At 40.3% G+C, this 19,844-nt stretch carries 17 protein-coding genes; 7 read left to right on the top strand and 10 right to left on the bottom strand.

Annotation, left to right across the window (positions count from 1 at the left end; genetic code table 11):
* The first annotated feature begins 29 nt into the window (after positions 1–29).
* Positions 30–251: a DMT family transporter gene (locus AC2SLL_RS09825; protein ID WP_486531513.1), complete on the top strand. Its 222-nt coding sequence runs from the start codon at positions 30–32 to the stop codon at positions 249–251.
* A gap of 168 nt (positions 252–419) precedes the next feature.
* On the opposite strand, the gene AC2SLL_RS09830 is transcribed toward AC2SLL_RS09825, so the two are convergent.
* Complete coding sequence (locus AC2SLL_RS09830) at positions 420–1,013, bottom strand: TetR/AcrR family transcriptional regulator (protein ID WP_486531514.1); 594 nt, start codon at positions 1,011–1,013, stop codon at positions 420–422.
* A 176-nt stretch (positions 1,014–1,189) separates the two neighbouring features.
* Here AC2SLL_RS09830 and AC2SLL_RS09835 point away from each other — a divergent pair, with 176 nt between their 5' ends.
* Entirely contained in the window at positions 1,190–1,705 is a 516-nt protein-coding gene (locus AC2SLL_RS09835; RefSeq protein WP_486531515.1) for an HPP family protein, read from the top strand.
* A gap of 450 nt (positions 1,706–2,155) precedes the next feature.
* Here AC2SLL_RS09835 and scpB read toward each other — a convergent pair whose 3' ends face one another.
* The 5 genes from scpB to AC2SLL_RS09860 all read right to left on the bottom strand — a co-directional run bounded on the left by scpB (position 2,156) and on the right by AC2SLL_RS09860 (position 8,827).
* Positions 2,156–2,845 (bottom strand): SMC-Scp complex subunit ScpB, encoded by a 690-nt coding sequence (scpB, locus tag AC2SLL_RS09840; RefSeq protein WP_486531516.1) that lies wholly within the window; start codon positions 2,843–2,845, stop codon positions 2,156–2,158.
* Positions 2,846–2,948: 103 nt separating this feature from the next.
* A complete protein-coding gene (locus AC2SLL_RS09845) occupies positions 2,949–3,860 on the bottom strand; it encodes a segregation and condensation protein A (protein WP_486531530.1) in 912 nt (303 codons plus the stop codon).
* Between the two features lie 105 nt (positions 3,861–3,965).
* Positions 3,966–5,081 carry a tryptophan--tRNA ligase gene (gene trpS, locus AC2SLL_RS09850; protein WP_486531517.1) on the bottom strand — a complete coding sequence of 372 codons (1,116 nt, stop codon included), beginning with the start codon at positions 5,079–5,081 and terminating at the stop codon, positions 3,966–3,968.
* Between the two features lie 270 nt (positions 5,082–5,351).
* Positions 5,352–6,338, bottom strand: coding sequence for an LpxL/LpxP family acyltransferase (locus AC2SLL_RS09855; protein ID WP_486531531.1), 987 nt, complete (start codon positions 6,336–6,338; stop codon positions 5,352–5,354).
* 542 nt (positions 6,339–6,880) lie between these two features.
* A complete protein-coding gene (locus AC2SLL_RS09860) occupies positions 6,881–8,827 on the bottom strand; it encodes an ATP-binding cassette domain-containing protein (protein WP_486531518.1) in 1,947 nt (648 codons plus the stop codon).
* Positions 8,828–9,004: 177 nt separating this feature from the next.
* On the opposite strand from AC2SLL_RS09860, the gene AC2SLL_RS09865 reads away from it, so the two are divergent.
* Complete coding sequence (locus tag AC2SLL_RS09865; protein WP_486531519.1) at positions 9,005–9,223, top strand: SlyX family protein; 219 nt, start codon at positions 9,005–9,007, stop codon at positions 9,221–9,223.
* Between the two features lie 455 nt (positions 9,224–9,678).
* Entirely contained in the window at positions 9,679–11,205 is a 1,527-nt protein-coding gene (locus tag AC2SLL_RS09870; protein ID WP_486531520.1) for an OmpP1/FadL family transporter, read from the top strand.
* 304 nt (positions 11,206–11,509) lie between these two features.
* Here AC2SLL_RS09870 and putP read toward each other — a convergent pair whose 3' ends face one another.
* Together putP and AC2SLL_RS09880 are read right to left on the bottom strand one after the other, a co-directional pair.
* Positions 11,510–13,009, bottom strand: a complete 1,500-nt coding sequence (gene putP, locus AC2SLL_RS09875) for a sodium/proline symporter PutP (RefSeq protein WP_486531521.1) — start codon at positions 13,007–13,009, stop codon at positions 11,510–11,512.
* A 481-nt stretch (positions 13,010–13,490) separates the two neighbouring features.
* Positions 13,491–14,366, bottom strand: coding sequence for a LysR family transcriptional regulator (locus AC2SLL_RS09880; protein ID WP_486531522.1), 876 nt, complete (start codon positions 14,364–14,366; stop codon positions 13,491–13,493).
* Between the two features lie 579 nt (positions 14,367–14,945).
* Here AC2SLL_RS09880 and leuC point away from each other — a divergent pair.
* From leuC to leuB, 3 genes are all read left to right on the top strand, one after another.
* A complete protein-coding gene (gene leuC, locus AC2SLL_RS09885; RefSeq protein WP_486531523.1) occupies positions 14,946–16,382 on the top strand; it encodes a 3-isopropylmalate dehydratase large subunit in 1,437 nt (478 codons plus the stop codon).
* A 68-nt stretch (positions 16,383–16,450) separates the two neighbouring features.
* Positions 16,451–17,101 carry a 3-isopropylmalate dehydratase small subunit gene (gene leuD / locus AC2SLL_RS09890; RefSeq protein ID WP_486531524.1) on the top strand — a complete coding sequence of 217 codons (651 nt, stop codon included), beginning with the start codon at positions 16,451–16,453 and terminating at the stop codon, positions 17,099–17,101.
* 127 nt (positions 17,102–17,228) lie between these two features.
* Positions 17,229–18,332, top strand: a complete 1,104-nt coding sequence (gene leuB, locus AC2SLL_RS09895) for a 3-isopropylmalate dehydrogenase (RefSeq protein ID WP_486531525.1) — start codon at positions 17,229–17,231, stop codon at positions 18,330–18,332.
* Positions 18,333–18,454: 122 nt separating this feature from the next.
* On the opposite strand, the gene AC2SLL_RS09900 is transcribed toward leuB, so the two are convergent.
* Together AC2SLL_RS09900 and AC2SLL_RS09905 are read right to left on the bottom strand one after the other, a co-directional pair.
* Positions 18,455–19,378, bottom strand: coding sequence for an IS3 family transposase (locus AC2SLL_RS09900; protein WP_486530431.1), 924 nt, complete (start codon positions 19,376–19,378; stop codon positions 18,455–18,457).
* Positions 19,282–19,800: a helix-turn-helix domain-containing protein gene (locus AC2SLL_RS09905; protein ID WP_486530417.1), complete on the bottom strand. Its 519-nt coding sequence runs from the start codon at positions 19,798–19,800 to the stop codon at positions 19,282–19,284. Before AC2SLL_RS09905 ends, AC2SLL_RS09900 begins: the two co-directional genes overlap by 97 nt.
* Positions 19,801–19,844: the final 44 nt, after the last annotated feature.

Below are 19,844 nucleotides of genomic sequence, written 5' to 3' on the forward strand. Positions count from 1 at the left end.
TAGGGTTTACTCATATTTGGTAGACGATTTTGGCACTTATAAATGGTGCAATCGGTACCTACTTTCTGCGCCTTGCTCTGCTTACTTTTGATGTAGGTATTGGTTATGCATTATGGACATCTATCTCTGGTGTCAGCATCGTTATATTTGGAGCCGTGTTTCTTAAGCAACGTCTAAACCTGCAAAAAATACTAGGAATTGTGCTTGTTATAGGTGGAGTCATTGGCCTACAGCTGAACGGTTCAGCATAGATGCTAGCGAAAGCTATTAAAATTTGAATTAATAGTCTTAAATTCTATCACTGTGGTTTTGCCGTTTTAGCTCAGTAAGTGTAAAGAAAATAATAGTCTTAAAAGGAGTTAGTTATGCTATCAATCGTCGCTAAAAATACAAGCGACAGTCACGCTTAGGTAATGCTGTTACTTGCAGGAGGCTTTGAAATTGGCTAAGCAATCAGCGTGGGTAGTAGCATGGCTTGTACTCATTTGGTCGATTATGGCCTTCCAATTTAAATCTTCTTGTCCCGTCTGAGCACTAACAATAATCCCTTCACCTAAGACAAATAAGGTATCAGCTACTTGCTGAGGATTATTGACGCCAGCATGCTCAAACTTATTTAATAAAAACTGTCTGACCTCATATTTGTGATTTTTTGCGATAGTGTGGGGGAGTGTGTCATTACTTGAGAATTCAGCACAGGCATTAATAAACAGACATCCATAAAAGTTATTTGAGGTTACCCAATCTTGCAAAAAGCTCAAATAACATTGACTAATAGACTCTACGTTCATATCCGTTAATGGTTCGAACCAGTTAGCCAATTGGCTCATGAACTTCTCATGTCGATAAGAAAGAACAGCCTTAATTAACCCCTCCTTATTCCCAAAATGAGCATACAGCGTACGTTTGGTAGTACCCGCTTGCTTGGCTAATAACTCGACACCGCTGTCATGAAATCCATGTTTATAAAAAATGGCATAGCTTTTTTCTACGATGGTAGTTGCGATATTCATAACACCCTCAAAAAATTAAACAGTTATGTATACCAATCGGTATACTACTCATATATACTGTTCAGTATACCAAACATTATTATAAAAATTTTAGGTTACTTTCTTATTGAATGACTTTGAGTTGTTCAATTAGGTGTTTTTCAATAAGGATTTTAAAGCAGTATGAGGACACTTTAATGCGGTTTATAAATTGGAATAAATTGAAAGGTCAATCTGAGACTTGTCCAAAACGTTTGCCTTTATGGATGATAGCGACTGCTTGGTTAGGAGGAACGATAGCAACCGCAACGCTTGCTTTCGTTGGTAATTGGACGAATGCTATCATGATTTTAGGGTCATTTGGGGCAAGTTGTTTGCTCATATTTGCCTATCCTAAGAGCCCTTTTACTCAGCCAAGAAATGTCATAGGGGGGCATTTCATAGCAACGTTAACAGGGTTAGTATTTATGGGACTGTTCGGTATTCATAGGTGGAATATGGCCTTCGCTGTTGGTACAGCCATTGCGTTCATGCTTCTATTAAGAGTACCGCATCCTCCAGCGGGTTCAAACCCTCTCATCGTTATGCTTGGCGCTGTTCACTGGCAGTTTTTAGTTACCCCGACACTGATTGGCTCGGTTATTCTGGTCTTGGTCGCCCTTATTTATAATAATTTAGGTAAGGGTAGGCAATACCCTACTTATTGGTGGTAGTCAGGTAGGTCGTGTTAGCAAGAAACGGACTTAACTCTATAATTCATAACTCGACGATTCATAGATTTTGAAATACATAACTAACAATGAAGATGCTTTATATATTGTCAGGTTCGCTAACCCGACATACGCGATTAGATAAGAGGAATTTACAGGTATAGAGGGTTAGAAAATATAAATCGTTAACTTAGGATTGTCCATCATAAATACTTAACACAAAAAATCTCCAATAAGCATTCGATCTTACCGCTAGCCCTGATTGCAGCGGTATCCTGTGGTGTTGGGTGGGTGCTGTTGGCTCGGCTTGCGGGCTTATCGCGATAGCAGGAAGCCCTCAGGCCTTTAGACACAGCCCTTCCCACCGCTTCAGATACAAGCGTAAAGCAGGAATAGCTGCTTAATTTTGATCAGTCTTCAAGCTATTTTTATTAAGCTAGTGGGGTTGTGGGGTTAGCTGTCTAAGCTCTCTTTGATTAAATTCAAATCTGGTAAAGGCGGTAAATCCTCTAATTTCTCAAGACCGAACGCATCCAAAAATTCAGGCGTGGTATGTAATAAGGCAGGGCGACCAAGTGTTTCTCGATAACCTTTTTCTATAATCCAGCCTTTATCAAACAGCTGTCTTAATATATTGCTCGAGACCGTTACGCCGCGCACTTGCTCAATATCACTGCGGGTCACGGGCTGTTTGTAGGCGATGACGCTGAGGGTCTCAAGTAACGCTTGGCTGAGGTGCTCAAGACGTTGCGGGAATGCTTGCTGAATTAATCCGCTAAACTCACTGCGAATTTGCAATCGATAACCGCTGGCCGAGTGATTAAGGGTCAATACACCAGTGGTAAGTCGTTGCTGTAGCACAATAAGTGCGGTTTCAAGCTCTTGTTTTGATAGCGTTAAATACTTTTTGAGTTGGTTGGCGCTCAGCGGAGTTTCCGAGGCATGTAATAACACCTCGATTCGTCTGCTTAGTTGGTCATACCGGTTAAACTCTGTGATTTTAAGGTCAAATGTGTCAATACTTGAATCATCAGCGTGTTCAGCAATGGGTTCAGAGTTCTGTTGATTCTGTGGCTCAACATCCACATTGAGGGCTGAGAGCATTTGTTCAGTATGGTCGTTGGACGTATTGTGATTGGACATATTCATCCCAAATCTATTTGTAAAATCAGTTTCCCTGATTTCTCATGGCTTTTTATAACTTTTTATAGTTTTCTAAAAATTTCATAATGGTAGGTAAGCTAACTTAAGCCACCCACTGTAGTTTTAACGTAGAAAAGGTATATGTCGTTTCAGTTGTGAACGAAAAGTCGATATCTTCTGCGAGATTTGTGCTATTACTCTTGTTTGCATTGTGGTTTGTATCGGTTTTTTCTATGGTTTCGTTTCCTAAGATGGCGTTTTGGTCTGTTTCTTGGCTGGTTGTCTCGGGTACAATATCGATTAAATGCCGTTTCATCAATTCTAATACGGCAACAAAACTAACAACTACCCCAAGCCGACCTTGTTGACTGTCCAAAAGTTCAATAAATGACTTCTCTCCGGTTTCATTTAGCTGCCGGCTAATGCTGGCAATACGGTCAGATAAAGGTACAGGATCTATTTTAATATTGTGGGTCTGGTAGTCTGGCTTCAGCTGCATTTTAAGTAGGCTTTCTACCAATATTTCAACAGGGTAGCTTGGTAATTCAGCAGCCATAACGTCAGAGTCTGGCATACTTGCCATTGCTAAAAAGACATCACGTTCTAAGCGTAACAAAGTATCCAAACGCTTACTAGCTTCTTTGATTTGAGAATAGTCCTCTAAACGTGAAATCAACTCAGCTTTGGGGTCACGCGCATCTTCCACCTTTTCTGGCGCTGGGAGTAATAGCTCAGTTTTAATGGCAATTAGAGTGGAAGCCATGAGTAAGTAATCGCCCGCTAATTCGAAATGATCGGCATCTAATTCATTGATATAGGTAAGATACTGCTCAGTAATGGGCAGAATAGCGGTTTCGGTAATATCAAAATTGTTCTTTTTGACCAAGTACAATAAAAAGTCAAGCGGCCCTTCAAACTGCTCTAACCAAATGGCAAAAGCTTGAGGCGGAATGTACAAGTCATCAGGCAAAGTTTGAACAGGCGTGGTGTAAATCCGAATGCTAGCGTTGTTTATGACATCCGAATTGACCTTTGCATTAACTTCATCAGATGTAGTTGCGGGCGAAGTTGTACTGGGAGCTTTGATATTTGGTAGGTAAAGGTTCAATTGCTAGTTCCGCTATTTCAGCTTTGCTAGAGGCCGAATACCTATAGCTCGGCGGGTTTTATCCAATTGGTTACGGCTATGTCGACGGGCTTTTTCCGCCCCCATTTGTAGTATTTCTTCTAACTCTTTTGGGTTAGCCATAAGCTCAAAATAACGCTCACGGAATGGGGCAATTTCGCTGTTAATTTTCTCGAACAAAATTTGTTTCGCGTCTCCCCATGCAATGCCCGCTTCAAACTGAGCTCTAAAGTTAGCCACTTCTTCTATATTAGCAAAGGCTTTGTAAATTTCAAAAATAACCGAGTCATCTGGATTTTTGGGTTCTTCTGGCGCTTGCGAATTAGTGACGATTTGCATCACTGCTTTACGTAACTGTTTTTCGGGGTCAACCTGTGGGTTGTATTCACCGAATAGGGGAATGGTATTGCCGTAGCTTTTGCTCATCTTACGGCCATCAAGCCCCGTTAATAACGGCATATCATCGTCAACTACGGCTGATGGTAAGGTAAATAAGGGTTTATATTTATGGTTAAATGAGCCAGCGATATCACGGGCCATTTCGATGTGCTGAATCTGGTCACGCCCAACAGGGACGTGCGTGGCATTAAACATCAAAATATCGGCTGCCATTAATATGGGATAGCCAAATAGCCCCATGGTAATATTGTGATCCGCATCCACATCTTGCTTTTCAAGATTGGCATCAACTGCCGCTTTGTAGGCGTGAGCTCGGTTCATTAAGCCTTTTGAACATGAACAGTTTAAAATCCACGCTAATTCTTGAATTTCTGGTACATCAGATTGACGATAAAATACGACTTTCTCAGGATCTAAGCCACAAGCCAGCCATGTAGCGGCAATGGCTTTAGTCGATTCATGAATTTGTTTGGGATCAAAGCATTTAATGATCCCGTGATAATCCGCCAAAAAGAAAAACGTTTGATCGTCATTATTAACGCTATCTAGTGCCGACTTAATGGCAGGTCGTATTGCCCCAACATAGTTGCCTAAATGGGGCGTACCCGTGGTTGTTACGCCCGTTAAGATGCGCTTCGGCAGTGCTTTTTCTTGGGTATTATCTCGTTGGGTATTGTTTTGGCGATTGTTTTGAGCTATGTCACTTGTCATACGTCTCTCGATGTCTTAAAAGAATTTATTAAAGTATAAAAATTTATTAAAGTATAAAGATATATGGGGTTTCAAGATGCCGTTAATGGTTTAATATAATTGTTGTATCATTATTCGGCCAATGTTTTACCGGCCATCATAGGACATCTAAAGATTAGGCGAATTTGGCTAGGCAAATCAGCCAGCCAAAAAAAGATAATTATAACAAAAATCCCTGCTTATCGATTTATCCAATCTAGGTTTATTAAATTAGGTTCTTTTTAATAGACCTTATTTATAATAGTCTGTTGTGCCAGTGTCATTATTTTTGTAACGCTTATGAAACCACATCCATTGACTAGGGTCGATGCGAATAAGTCCCTCAAATAACTCATTAATTCGCGTGGCATCGGCAACTTCATCTGAACTTGGATAGTTTTCCACCACAGGGGTAACGGTCAAATGGTAATGCGGGCGTTTGCCCCGTGGTAGGTTATCAGGGGTTTGGCGGTAGGTATGCAGCGCCATAACTGCGGGTGGATTTGATTTCTTACCGAGCTTAGCGAGCCGTCTCGGTGCGGTAATAGTAGCAGCGGGAATACCAAAAAAAGGTGCCATTACGCCATGTTTGAGCCCATAATCTTGATCAGGCGAGTACCAAATTACTTTGCCAGATTGAATGCGACTAACCAGCTTACGCATATCTCGATGTTCAATTTGCTCATCAAAAATATGGCGGCGCCCATTGAATATAAACCAATCAAGAAGTGGGTTGTTTTGCGGCCGATATACACAATCCACAGGGGTAAACTGGGTCATTAACCGTCCGCCCAAATCGAGCATCGTGTAATGGGCACCTAATAATAGCACCGCTCGGCCTTCTTTTTGTGCTGTGATAAGGTGTTGTATACCTGAAATAGACAGGGTACGGGTAAACACATTGGGTCGATACCACGCACATAAGGTTTCAAATAAACCGATACCTTGATTGACAAAAACTTGCTTTGCCAAGCGTACTCTGTCTTCTTCTGACTTTTCTGGGAAAGCAAGATTTAAATTTACCAAAGTAATGTGTTGGCGACTTTTTGATAAATGGTACACTAAAATGCCCAGTTTACGACCTAGCCAAAACTGCCATCGCAGGGGTAGAAATATCATTGGTAATAAAATAGCAGCAACCAGCCAAATTGCCCAAAATTTAGGTAATAAAAAAGCAGGTTGAAAAGGTTTTTTTTGTGACTTTGAGGTTTGCTTGTGATTCTCCGTAATCGTCGGCATGCCTTTAGGGACAGGTTTAGAGTTAGCGGTGGTTTGGTAGGTAGAAGCTACAGGTGGGGTAACGGTTTCAGTTTCTGAGTCAATAGAGGGGGCTATAGCAGGGTTAATAGCCAAATTATCAGACCTTGGCTGCGGTTTATATTGTTTAACAGCAGAGTCGTTATTTGGGTTATTTTTTGGGTTGGGTTGCGACTGTGATGTGTTATTAGTGTCTGACATAATAATCTGCTTGTTAATTACAATTGAGATGGTGTGCCATAAGACTGCAATTGATATAGGTACTGCTGCCGGATAGGTGTTGACGCATATTAAAACAAATACTGAACGGCTAACCTTAATAGCTGCTAAAACTTACGATTAAAACAGAATAAAGAGTAACGTTTAGAAACTAAACTACTTAAAACCCTATCATAGCATTGAATTTGAAGGTCAATGCTATGAGTTTCTGAGGATATGAATATTGGAGACAATTTAAATACGTAAAATAGCTGTTTTTTTACTATAGAAAATAAGCTAAATTGTACGCTGCTAGCTATCGGGTATTAATTGTCTAGTGCATCCCAGCGTTCAAGCTTCTCCATCATCTCTTTATCAATTTCAGTCAGTCGTTCACTGGCCAGTGTTGCGGCTGCTAAATCTTCAGTAAACCATGATCCATCAGCCAATTTTTCTTGCAACTTAGCTTGCTCGGCTTCTAAGTCAGCAATCTGTTGCGGTAGGGCATCAAGTTCACGCTGTTCGTTATAACTCAGCTTCCGTTTGGCTACTGGGGCAGATGTTTTCTTATTTGCCGCTGTTGTTTTATCACTATTGATATTGCTATTTGATGATTTACTCGATTTAGCACTCAGACTTTCTTCACGTTTTTTTTGCGTTAAATAATCTTGGTAACCGCCCACATATTCTTTAACAATGCCGCGGCCTTGGTCATCTTTATCAAATACCCAAGTCGAAGTAACCACATTGTCCATAAAGGCACGGTCATGACTAATAAGCAAAATGGTACCATTAAAGCTGGCTACTGACTCCTCAAGTAATTCTAAAGTTGCCATATCCAGATCGTTAGTTGGTTCATCCAGAATTAATATATTAGCTGGTTTTAATAGCTGCTTAGCTAATAATACGCGGTTACGTTCACCACCAGAGAGAGCTTTTACAGGCGTGCGAGCACGCTCAGGTGCAAATAGAAAATCTTGCAGATAACTCATAATATGGGTTTTACGACCCCCAACTTCTACAAAGTCAGAGCCTTCAGAGACGTTTTGCGCCACACTGGCCTCTAGATCAAGTTGATCACGTAACTGATCAAAAAATGCGATTTGTAAATTCGTGCCAAGCGTCACACTACCTGTTTTAATGATGTCATCATCAGACTGGCCTAAAATTGCTTTAATTAACGTGGTTTTACCGACACCATTTGCACCAATGATACCAATCTTATCACCTCGGATAACAGTGGTGTTAAAGCCATGTACCAGAACATCACCATCATACTCAAGATGCAAGTTTTTGACTTTGCACACCAATTTGCCACTTTTGTCGCCACTTTCCATAGTGATATTAACGTTACCTACTTTTTCACGGCGCGCCTTACGTTCTTCACGCAGTTGTTTTAACTCACGCACGCGTCCCTCATTGCGGGTACGGCGGGCTTTAATACCTTGGCGTATCCAAACTTCCTCTTGAGCGAGTTTTTTATCGAAGTTAGAATTGTTCTTCTCTTCTGCTAGGAGCTGTTGCTCTTTTAACTCTTGATAGCGGGCGTATCCTGTCGCGCCTTGAGTCACGTCATAGCTGGTTAGCTTGCCTCTATCAAGTTCAATAATACGGGTGGCAAGTTTGTCTACAAATGCTCGGTCATGGGTTACGAATAAGAGGGTTAACCCTTGCCAGTCTTTTAAAAACTGCTCAAGCCATTCAATACTATCAACATCTAAATGGTTGGTTGGCTCATCAAGGAGTAAAATGTCTGGTTTAGTGACTAAGGCTCGAGCCAGTAGAACACGACGTTTACGTCCACCAGAGAGCGAGGATAAATCGTCCTCTGGATCTAGCCCCATTGTGGTAATAAGCTGACGGGCTTCACGCTGTAAATCCCAACCATGCACCGCATCAATATCATGTTGCAAATCTGCCATTGCTTCGCAGGCAGTCATATCGCCGTTTGCACATTCATCTGCTTTTTTATCATAAGCGATGAGCAATTCCGCGGTCTTTTTGTCTCCACCCATGACAATATCTAAAATACGCCCATTACTTTCTGGAACGTCTTGCTCTAGCATCGCTATTTTAACGCTGCTATTGATAATAACTTCACCACTATCAGGCGAAATACGACCGTCAATCAGCTTAAATAGGGTAGACTTACCCTCGCCATTACGTCCTATTAAACAAACCCGCTCACCTGACTCAATACTAAGGTCAATACCATCGAGTACTGGCGCAACGCCAAAAGCTAAGTGGATGTCTTTTAAATGAATGAGTGCCATAAATTTCTTATTACCATTGTTATATAGATCATTATATAGAAAGCGACATGCTAAAATTTGCCACAGTATATCATGGAGGTGGCAAACCATCAGATGAGATTGTTAGTACCTGTTGCTTAAACTTAATTTTGCCATTAATTAATAAAGAATACATCTTAAGAAAAAAGAGACCATCATATGAAAAATAATTTTGACAATGACATTGCTGATCTGCAATCTAAAATTGCTTATCTTGAGATGACGGTAGACAGTTTAGATTTAGTAATTGCCAAGCAAGATAAGCGTTTGCAAGAAATGCAGCGTCAATTGCAATTGGTGTATAGGCACATCAATGCGCAAAGCGATTCTGAAATAATGCCCTTTGATGTCTCATCAGAGATACCTCCTCACTTTTAGCAGGAGCTACGCTACTACTCGCAGGGGTTACCACCTCATTACCAAAAGTGACTACTAACCTGTTTGTGACTACTAACATTGTTTTAGAAAGTATTGAACCTAGAACTTTTAAAGAATATTGAAATGACCAGTCATCTTAAATGATAAGTTTTTTATGGGTTAATGTTTATTATCAAACAGTGGTATATAAATTAACGCTTCAAAACCTAATGTTTAATAAAACACTGTCTAACAAGTATTTAGCATTTATGTGAGCTAATTGCTATATTACGTTTCTGGAAAAAATAAGTTATTTCAAGGTGTTGCGTTTATGTTGACACTCGATTAATATTGGCGAATCTAAATCATTTAAGGTTAAGCGTAATAAATACTATGCAACTTTATCGATAGATTTTGATTCACTTATTATATCACCCTTTATTTATATTCCCATAAATGGAATTTCGGAGAATCTAATGCGTTCAACTTTCTATATAAAACCTCTAGTTACCGCAATGACTGCATTATCCATTGCTAGTATTACTCATGCTGCTGGCCTTGATCGTTCAGGCCAAGATGTCACGGCGTTTTTACAAGAGGGTACTTATGCTGAAGCGACTTACACTTATATTGATGCTGATGTTACTGGTCAAGACATCGATAACAATAAAATTGATGATATCGCTGAAGAATATGATTTCTTCCGCTACGGTATTAAAACTGATGTGAACGATACCTTTAGTGTTGGTGTTCTATATGATGAGCCGTGGGGTGCAGCAGCAGACTACCTAGGTAATAACGACTTTGTTGGTGCGCCAACCGCAGTCGCTGATAATTTGATTGCCTCTCGTTTAGGCGACCAAGGTGTGACTGATGTAGAGGGTTTTAAAGGTCTTATTACTAAAACTCAGACCAAACTAGCCGCTGGTCAACAACAATTAGAGGGTTTAAAAGGCTTCGAAGCACAGTTGAACCAAGCTATCAATGCTGGTACGCCAGTAGCACAAATCGATCAAATGGTCGCTGCCCAATTAGGGTCACAGGATATTAATAGTTATGCGGCCTTGCAAGGGACTATTAATGGTACAGAGCAGGCTTTGGCTGATGGGCAAGCAAATTATCAGCGCCTAAAAGGCTTAGAAGGTGTATTAGACAGAGCACTTTCTAACACAGAAGGCACTAAAGTAGAGGTCAGATCAGAAAGTGTGACAGGACTGTTAGGCATGAAGTTTGGTCAAAATAATGAGTTTCAAGTCTATGGTGGTCCTGTGGCTCAGCGCTTAAAAGCCGATGTTAAGTTAAGAGGCAGTGCTTATTCAACAGCAACGGGATACGATCTGACTGTTAATCCGGATACCGATTATGGTTGGATCGCTGGTATTCAATATAGTAAGCCTGAAATTGCTTTAAAAGCCGCATTAACTTATCGTTCTGAGATTGATCATAGCCTAAAAGCAGCTGAAAGCTTACCGTTAGCCGCATTAACAGGTAGAGATGACATTCAGACAAATAATATGGAAATTACAACGCCTGAATCAGTTAATTTTAATTTCCAAACGGGCATTAATCCAACCACACTTGCTACCGCTAAAGTTCGCTGGGTACCGTGGAGTGATTTTGCTATTACACCTCCGTTATATAACACAGCATCAAAAGTTTCCTATCCTAAAGGTTTGAATTTAGTCGATTATAATGATGACCAATGGATGGTTGAGCTGGGGTTAGGAAAACGACTCTCTCCAAATCTAGCAGTATCGGGTGCAGTGGGTTGGGATAGTGGTGCAGGCGACCCAACTACATCACTTGGTCCTATCGAAGGGTATTACAGTGTTGGTGCTGGTGCTAAGTATAACTTGGATAAAAACTGGGCTATTTCTGCCGGTGGTAAGTATCTAATGTTTGGCGATGCAAAAGGCAAAGTCCCTACAGGAAATATAGTGAGTAATTTCGAAGATAATGATGGCTTTGCGCTAGGCGTTCAGTTGTCTTACCAAGACAAATAACTTATTGGCTATATTCTTATATAGATATAGTTATCCTATAAACTGGCTTTTAAGCAACCAACATCAAAGTGTTGGTTGCTTTTTTATTGCTGATGATCAATATATATATAAGTAAAGTTGAGTCTTAATGGAAATACGCTTGTTGGTATTGAATATTTAGCTAAAACATACATTTATAGTCGTTGCCATTAACTTCTTAACAACGTCTTTACCCTTCTCGAGGCTCTAATATATCCCTAATATCTAAAAAAAGACCTTGCATTGCAAGGTCTAATATTTATCAAATAAAGTAAAAACTTAACTATTATTTCAGGTTGAGTTCCATCTCTTTAAACTTCGCTTTAATTTCTTTGCTTGGCTCAGCGGTTGCCAAACTGACTACTACGATAGCAATTGAGCTTAAGACAAAGCCAGGAATAATGGCATATAACCAACTGTTTAATGCTGTACCATCGGCAGTTTCAAAGCCACCATATACCCAAACAATGACCGTTAAAGCCCCGACAATCATACCAGCTAATGCACCATTGCGGTTCATACGGCTCCAGATTAGACTTATGATAACCAGTGGACCAAATGCTGCACCAAAGCCTGCCCAAGCGTTAGATACAAGTCCTAGAACGGAACTATCTGGGTCAGATGCTAACAGAATAGCAACCACTGCGACAAGAACGACTGAAATACGCCCAACAAATACTTGACGGGTTTCTGAAGCTTCGCGGTCGAAGAATAGCTTATAAACATCACGAGTCAATGAGCTTGATACCACTAATAGCTGCGAAGAAATTGTGCTCATAATAGCGGCAAGAATAGCGGCTAATAAAAATCCAGACACTAATGGATGGAACAAGAAGTCAGTAAATACTAAGAAAATGGTCTCAGGATCATCAAGTGTCATGGCTGTTTTTTGTACATAAGCCCGACCAGCAAACCCTGTCATTAAGGCACCAATAAGGCTCACAATCATCCAAGCCATACCAATATTACGGGCAGTAGGCACATCTTTTACCGATCGAATGGCCATAAAACGAACAATAATGTGGGGTTGACCAAAGTAGCCTAATCCCCATGCCATCAATGAAATAATACCTAAAAATGTCATACCGCTAAATATATTTAGCATTTCGGGGTCAATATTGCGAATGGCATTTGTAGTCGCACCAACACCGCCAAGGTCTGTAAAGGCGACAATAGGAACGATTATCATAGCAAATAACATGATAATACCTTGCACAAAGTCAGTGGTTGATACTGCTAAAAAGCCACCGAATAAAGTGTAGGCGACAACAACCCCTGCGGTTACCCAAAGACCTGTGCTATAACTCATACCAAGCGCACTATCAAACAGTTTACCGCCACCGACTAAGCTTGCAGCGGTGTATACCGTAAAGAATAAGATAATAACAATTGCAGAAATAACTCTAAGAAGATGTGATTTATCCTCAAAGCGATTGGCAAAGTAATCAGGTAAGGTAATGGCGTTGTCTGCCACCTCTGTGTAGACACGAAGTCTTGGCGCAACAATCAAGTAGTTCATAAATGCACCGATGGTTAAGCCGAGTGCAATCCAGATACTAACCACACCCGAGCTATACATATAGCCAGGTAGACCAAGTAACAGCCAGCCAGACATATCTGATGCACCGGCTGATAAGGCGGCAACACCTGGGCTTAGGTTACGTCCACCCAGCATGTAGCCTGATGTATCTTTATCTTGTTTAAAAAAAGCCCAAATACCAATAACAATCATTAATAGAAAATATAAGCTGAGCGATATGAGCACGCCTGTTGAAATCCCATTCATAGTGAATATCCTTAAATTGCGAATTTTGCGAACAAAAAAACCATTATGTTTATATAGGCATAATGGTTTTTGTAGAAAATAAATGAGTTTAAACGAAAGTTTAAAACGATATAACACCAACCCTATAAAAAAATAGTAAATTTTACTGCCTTTTACCTGCTCAATATTAGCAACCACATTTGGTAACTACATACTGTAACTTTCGGAAATATCCCCGTATTATAAAGCAAAAAAATACAAAATACGAATGACTAACAAATATGAAGATAACTTATCAGTCAATTTAAAAAAGTCAGTACTCAAACTATTTAATGATTTTACTAAAAAAGGATGTGGCTGACATTCTACTCTATAGCATTGGGATAATACTCGATTATTTATACGCCGTTAAACTAGATGCATTTAGTCCATATATATTTAAGTTAGTTACATTAAAGATTAAAATCTAACTCCCTTACCGATGACCATTTAAAGTATAGAGTTAATCAATAGGAGATAACAGTTGCATCAAGGCATCTACACTAGCAGAGCGAGTTAGGCTTGGATTAATAACTACTCCTAAATAGCGCTGCAATTCTAGACTGTCGTCCGCCATATCGATGCATGATATTTCTTGATTAATTAAGGTTTGTGGCAATACGGACCAACCCAAACCAACCGATACTAACATTCTAATGGATTCTAATGGATTGGTTGTCATGGTGGCGTAAGGTTTTAAATTTTGTTTGGCAAACTCAGCCAATGTAATCTGACTAGTAAACGTATTGGCAGCAGGGAGTATAGCGGGGTAGTGGGCTAGCTGTTCAAGGGTTATGTCGGTTTTGTGTGCTAAAGGTGATAACGTACCTGTTACAAAATATAAGGGGTCAGACCACAAAGTATGATAGGTTAAACGCTTGTCATATACTGGAGGAAGCGTTAAAAAGGCAAGTGATAATTCGCCATCTAAAACCGCTTTGTGTGCCGTTTCAGAGTCAACAAAGTGAACTTCCAATTGAACAGAAGGATAAGCCTGGATAAATTGCTTTAACACTGGGGGTAGATGATGTAAGCCAATATGATGGCTAGTGCCAATGACCAGTTTCCCTGAGATGGTTTGTTGTGAGTTTTGAATATTTATCTTGAAATTATCATAGTCATCGAGCCAGCGTTTGGCATGAGGTAATAGCTCGTTAGCGGCTGCCGTTGGTACAATACCACGACCAAGCGTATCAAACAGTGTCACTTTAAACTCGTCTTCTAAGTTCTTGATACGCTTGCTAACAGCAGGCTGGGTAATAAATAGTTTCTCGGCCGCACCGGAAATGCTACCTGTTTGCATGACGGTTATGAACGTTGTTAAATTTGTAGTATTCATGATTAACCCAGATTTGTGAGTTGCAGTTTGATAAAATAAAGTTTAGCTATAGATAAAAATCATCAATTATTATTATATAACTTAGCTGTTATAATCTCAATAGGATGTACTATCAGGGTTATAAAGAGTTTTTATGACACATTTACGACTATTATTAAACTCAATAATGCCTTTTGTGGTCTTTAAAAAGAATTACTCCATAACCTCAATATATGCTTAATTGAGCGCTAAATCTCGGCTAATCAAAATTCAATTTAAGACTTAGTTTTTTAATATTCTAACTAATGAGTTTCCTGTTACCCTTTAAGGTAACTTATTTAATAAAGTTATAAACCTGCTTGAACTAAATACAAACGACAGTTAAGTAAAGTTAAAATATCTTTTGATAAACAGTCTATTAATAAAAATACTATATAGCGTTGCGCATTTCTTTGTCGTGTTATGTGAGTTAATTAGGTTGGTTTTAATCCAGTCTTTTTTAATTTGACTTTTTAACTTAACGTTCCATTTAATCAGATACTCAGTTACTTTTATAGTCTGTAGTTTTTTAAATCATAAAAGCCAGCAAGGATATCTTCCATGTCAGCAACAAATTCAACCACCGCAAAAACTCTTTATGACAAACTTTGGGATGCCCATTTAGTCAGTAAACGTGACGATGGCTCAAGCTTAATTTATATTGACCGTCACCTACTGCACGAAGTGACTAGCCCGCAGGCTTTTGAAGGTCTAGCGTTGGCGAATCGTGATCCATGGCGTTTGTCAGCTAATATTGCAACGCCTGATCATAATGTGCCGACAGTTCGAAAAGAGCGACTAGAAGGTGTGAGTGGTATTAAAGATCAAGTCTCACGTCTACAAGTAAAGACCTTAGATGATAACTGTGCCAAATTTAATATTGCTGAGTTTACGATTAATGATGCTCGTCAAGGTATTGTGCATGTAGTAGGACCTGAGCAAGGCCTTGTATTGCCCGGTATGACCGTGGTGTGTGGCGACTCACATACTGCAACACATGGTGCATTAGGCTGTTTAGCACATGGTATCGGTACCTCTGAAGTAGAGCATGTATTGGCCACCCAATGCTTGGTACAGAAAAAATCCAAAAATATGTTGATTCGTGTCAATGGCGAGCTTGGTGAAGGGGTTACTGCAAAAGACGTCGTATTGGCCATTATCGCTAAAATAGGTACGGCAGGTGGTACAGGTTATGCGATAGAGTTTGCTGGAGATGTATTTGAGAATATGAGCATGGAAGGTCGTATGACCGTTTGTAATATGGCCATTGAAGCTGGTGCTCGAGTCGGTATGGTGGCGGTTGATCAGACGACTATTGATTATGTTAAAGGTCGCCCATTTGCGCCAACAGGTGAGCAGTGGGAGCAAGCAGTTGCCTATTGGCAAACGTTGCGTTCAGATGAAGACGCTGAGTTTGATGCGATTGTTGAGTTAGATGGCAGTGACATTGCACCGCAAGTATCTTGGGGCACCTCTCCTGAGATGGTAGTTGATGTGACGCAACATGTACCAACTTTGGCCCAAGCAAAAGATGAGGTTCAGGCTGAGGCGTGGGAACGTGCTTATCAGTATATGGGTATTAATGGAGGTCAGCCGATTACCGATATCAAGCTTGACCGTATTTTTATTGGGTCGTGTACTAACTCTCGTATTGAAGATTTGCGTTCAGCAGCGTCCGTTATTAAAGGACGTAAAGTTGCCGATAATGTTAAAGAAGCCATAGTGGTAGCTGGATCTGGACAAGTCAAACAACAGGCTGAAGAAGAGGGCTTGGATAAGGTGTTTATTGAGGCAGGATTTGAGTGGCGTGAGCCGGGGTGCTCAATGTGTTTGGCAATGAATGCCGATAAGCTTGAGCCACAAGAGCACTGCGCCTCAACGTCAAACCGTAATTTCGAAGGTCGTCAAGGTAATGGCGGACGCACGCATTTGGTTAGTCCTGCAATGGCTGCTGCCGCTGCTTTAGCGGGTCATTTTGTTGATGTACGTAGCTTTTGATTAGAGGTTTTAACGCATTGATAACTATAGCCGTTAACCCCCTTTCTCGTCCAATTTAAGGAAAAATTATGCAAGCTTATAACACTCAAAAAGGCATCGTTTGCCCACTTGATCGCTCCAATGTGGATACGGATCAAATTATTCCAAAGCAGTTTTTAAAATCAATTAAACGGACAGGTTTTGGCGTTAATTTATTCGATGAATGGCGTTATCTGGATGAAGGTTATCCGGGTCAGGACAACAGTAAACGTCCATTAAACCCAGACTTTGTACTCAATCAGCCACAATATAAAGGCGCAACTATATTGTTAGCACGTGATAACTTCGGTTGTGGTTCGAGTCGAGAACATGCCCCTTGGGCATTATCAGAGTATGGGTTCCGTACTGTGATTGCCCCAAGCTTTGCAGATATCTTTTATAACAACTGTTTTAAGAATGGTATGTTGCCCATTGTATTGCCAGAAGCGCAAGTTGATAGTTTATTCAACGCCTGTTTTGCCAATGAAGGCTATGAGCTTACCGCTGATCTTGAGCGTCAAGTGGTCGTTACCCCTGATGGTACTGAATATCCCTTTGAGATTGATGAATTTCGTAAGCATTGCTTGCTTAATGGGTTAGATGATATTGGTCTTACGCTTCAGCAAGAAGAGGCGATCAAGACCTATGAGGAAAAAAGGCGTCAACAAACCCCTTGGATATTTAATGAGGTTAACGCTTAGCTCTTGAACCTTGAATAGTAGCTCCTTAGATAATAGTTAATCAAAAAGTAAGCAACTAAGAGTGACTAATTATAAGTGACTTATTAAAAAAATAACTACCTTTAAAACAACTTAGGAAATTGAAAGTATGGCAACTGTATTAACGCTCGCAGGCGATGGCATCGGACCAGAAATTATGACGCAAGCCGTCAATGTGCTTAAAGCGGTTAATGAGAAATTTGATTTAGGGCTAACTTTAGAAGAGGGCGATTTAGGCGGTGCCGCTATCGATAGAGCAGGAGTGCCGTTACCCGATGATACTTTAGAAAAAGCACATGCTGCCGATGCCGTCTTGCTAGGTGCGGTGGGTGGCCCTAAGTGGGACGGTATAGAGCGTAGCATTCGCCCTGAACGTGGTCTATTGAAGATCCGCAGTGAATTAGGTTTGTTTGCTAATTTACGCGTTGCAAAGCTGTATCCTCAGCTTGCCAATGCCTCAAGTCTAAAACCTGAGATTATCAAGGGGCTTGATTTACTGATTGTGCGTGAGCTTACGGGGGGCATTTATTTTGGTGAGCCTAGAGGCATTCGCACGTTGGATAATGGCGAGCAGCAAGGTTATAACACCATGGTCTATAAAACCTCTGAAATTGAGCGCATCGGAAAAGTAGCGTTTGATTTGGCACAAGTTCGTGCCAAAGCACATGGCAAACCTGCCAAAGTGTGCTCAGTGGATAAAGCTAATGTATTAGAGGTAACTGAGCTGTGGAAGCAGACCATGACTAAATTGCAAGAGTCTCAGTATTCAGATGTCGCCTTAAGCCATATGTATGCGGATAATGCTTGTATGCAACTTATTAAAAATCCCAAACAGTTTGATGTGATGGTAACTGGTAATATGTTTGGTGATATTTTATCTGACGAAGCCGCTATGCTAACCGGCTCTATAGGTATGCTACCGTCTGCCAGCTTAGATGAAAATGGTAAAGGAATGTATGAGCCGTGTCATGGTAGTGCACCTGATATTGCAGGTCAAGACAAAGCCAATCCCTTAGCGACTATCTTATCAGTGGCTATGATGCTGCGTTATACCTTTAAACATGAAGCGTCTGCCGCCGCAATTGAACAAGCCGTTAGTGATGTTCTAGATGATGGTTTACGCACGGGTGATATTATGGATAAAGATGCCACAGGTCTTAAAGTAGTTGGCTGTAAAGCGATGGGTGAAGCAGTACTTGCCAAATTGAGTTAAATATTCATATTTGGTTTTTTGAGTATAATCTCGTAATGATAACGTTAATATAAGCGGAATTAGAAGCTGGAATGAAAAGCTCGACTCTTTGAACTGACCCCCAAAAGTTGGACGGTTTAAGTCTATCTCAAGGACTGAATTCTGTACTTCACAGGACTCAGTCCTTTAAGTTTAAGCTGAATACGCTCATGATTGTAATAATGAATGTACTCATGAATTTGCTTTTCTAGTTCATCAATAGTTTTAGGCTTTTCAATATAGATGGTCTCACACTTCAGTGTGCCAAAGAAGCTCTCCATTAACGCATTATCTATGCAGTTGCCTTTTCTACTCATGCTTTGTCTTATCTTATGCTTTTTAAGCGTCTTTCTAAAAGGCTTCATTTGATAATGCCAGCCTTGATCAGAGTGAAGCATTAACTTTTTATGACGACTTGTTTTCGTCTTATCTAGCGCAAAATCTAGCATTTTACTTACCACATCATAGGTTGGTCTTTTAGATAAGGTATAACTGACTATTTCATTATTATAGCAATCAAGAATCGGAGATAGATATAATTTATTGTCACCCACCTTAAACTCAGTAATGTCTGTTAACCAGCGTTTATTGGGTTTACCAGCATGGAAGCGACGCTTTAAATAGTTCTTTGCTATTTTTCCCTGTTGACCTTTATAGGATCGATACTTCTTTCTTCTGATCTTCGCATTAAGATTTAACTGCTTCATAAGCTTGGCAATAAGCTTATGGTTATGATGCATGCCTAACTGCTTTAATGCGGCTGTGATTCTACGATAGCCATACCGACCTTTATGTTGGTAATATAGCTCGATGATACGCTGCTTTAAATCAGCGTATTTGTCTTCAGCATCAAACTGACACCTATGGTAATAAAAGACACTTTTAGGCATATCAGCTATCTTAAGTAAAGCTGATATGCAATATTTATCCCTTAGTCCTTCGATGAGCCTTGCTTTGTCTCGGCTTGTTCCCTCTCCCTGAGCAAGGCATCGAGCTTTTTTAGGTAGGCATTCTCCGCACGAAGATATTCATTCTCACGTTTCAGCTCTGCTAATATCTTTTCATCATCTGGTTTGTCTGTGATAAATGGTTTGCTCATGGCCGCTCTACCTTTACGTTTAGATATGAGTCCAGACATACCCTGTAGTCGATAAGCTTTGTGCCACTGGCTGATTAAAGCTGGTGAGCTGATGTTATACCTTAGAGCAACTTCCAATTGACTTAGGCCTTGGGTAAGCATCGTTGTTAGTACGTTAAGTTTAAACTCACTACTGTATTTGGCTTTGCTTGTCTTTGGCTTAATAGCCTTTATACCACCGCTTTGATATTGCTTGACCCATTTACTTACAAATCTTGGATTCACTTTAAACTTCTTTGCTGTGGCATGACCGGTATGTCCTTGCTTATAGTATCCTATGACTTTGATCTTAAAATCTAGATTGTAACGCATAAAAATACCCCATAAGTTGTGTCCAACTTTTGGGGGTCAGTTCA

The organism is Psychrobacter sp. CX97 (genome assembly GCF_057396285.1).

What these genes read in the sequence shown, in the direction of transcription:
- AC2SLL_RS09860 (WP_486531518.1), bottom strand. Translation starts at nt 8,827, where the DNA reads ATGGCACTCATTCATTTAAAAGACATCCACTTAGCTTTTGGCGTTGCG.
- leuD (WP_486531524.1), top strand. Translation starts at nt 16,451, where the DNA reads ATGCAAGCTTATAACACTCAAAAAGGCATCGTTTGCCCACTTGATCGC.
- AC2SLL_RS09855 (WP_486531531.1), bottom strand. Translation starts at nt 6,338, where the DNA reads ATGCCGACGATTACGGAGAATCACAAGCAAACCTCAAAGTCACAAAAA.
- AC2SLL_RS09865 (WP_486531519.1), top strand. Translation starts at nt 9,005, where the DNA reads ATGAAAAATAATTTTGACAATGACATTGCTGATCTGCAATCTAAAATT.
- AC2SLL_RS09830 (WP_486531514.1), bottom strand. Translation starts at nt 1,013, where the DNA reads ATGAATATCGCAACTACCATCGTAGAAAAAAGCTATGCCATTTTTTAT.
- AC2SLL_RS09870 (WP_486531520.1), top strand. Translation starts at nt 9,679, where the DNA reads ATGCGTTCAACTTTCTATATAAAACCTCTAGTTACCGCAATGACTGCA.
- scpB (WP_486531516.1), bottom strand. Translation starts at nt 2,845, where the DNA reads ATGTCCAATCACAATACGTCCAACGACCATACTGAACAAATGCTCTCA.
- AC2SLL_RS09905 (WP_486530417.1), bottom strand. Translation starts at nt 19,800, where the DNA reads ATGCGTTACAATCTAGATTTTAAGATCAAAGTCATAGGATACTATAAG.
- putP (WP_486531521.1), bottom strand. Translation starts at nt 13,009, where the DNA reads ATGAATGGGATTTCAACAGGCGTGCTCATATCGCTCAGCTTATATTTT.
- leuC (WP_486531523.1), top strand. Translation starts at nt 14,946, where the DNA reads ATGTCAGCAACAAATTCAACCACCGCAAAAACTCTTTATGACAAACTT.
- AC2SLL_RS09835 (WP_486531515.1), top strand. Translation starts at nt 1,190, where the DNA reads ATGCGGTTTATAAATTGGAATAAATTGAAAGGTCAATCTGAGACTTGT.
- leuB (WP_486531525.1), top strand. Translation starts at nt 17,229, where the DNA reads ATGGCAACTGTATTAACGCTCGCAGGCGATGGCATCGGACCAGAAATT.
- trpS (WP_486531517.1), bottom strand. Translation starts at nt 5,081, where the DNA reads ATGACAAGTGACATAGCTCAAAACAATCGCCAAAACAATACCCAACGA.
- AC2SLL_RS09880 (WP_486531522.1), bottom strand. Translation starts at nt 14,366, where the DNA reads ATGAATACTACAAATTTAACAACGTTCATAACCGTCATGCAAACAGGT.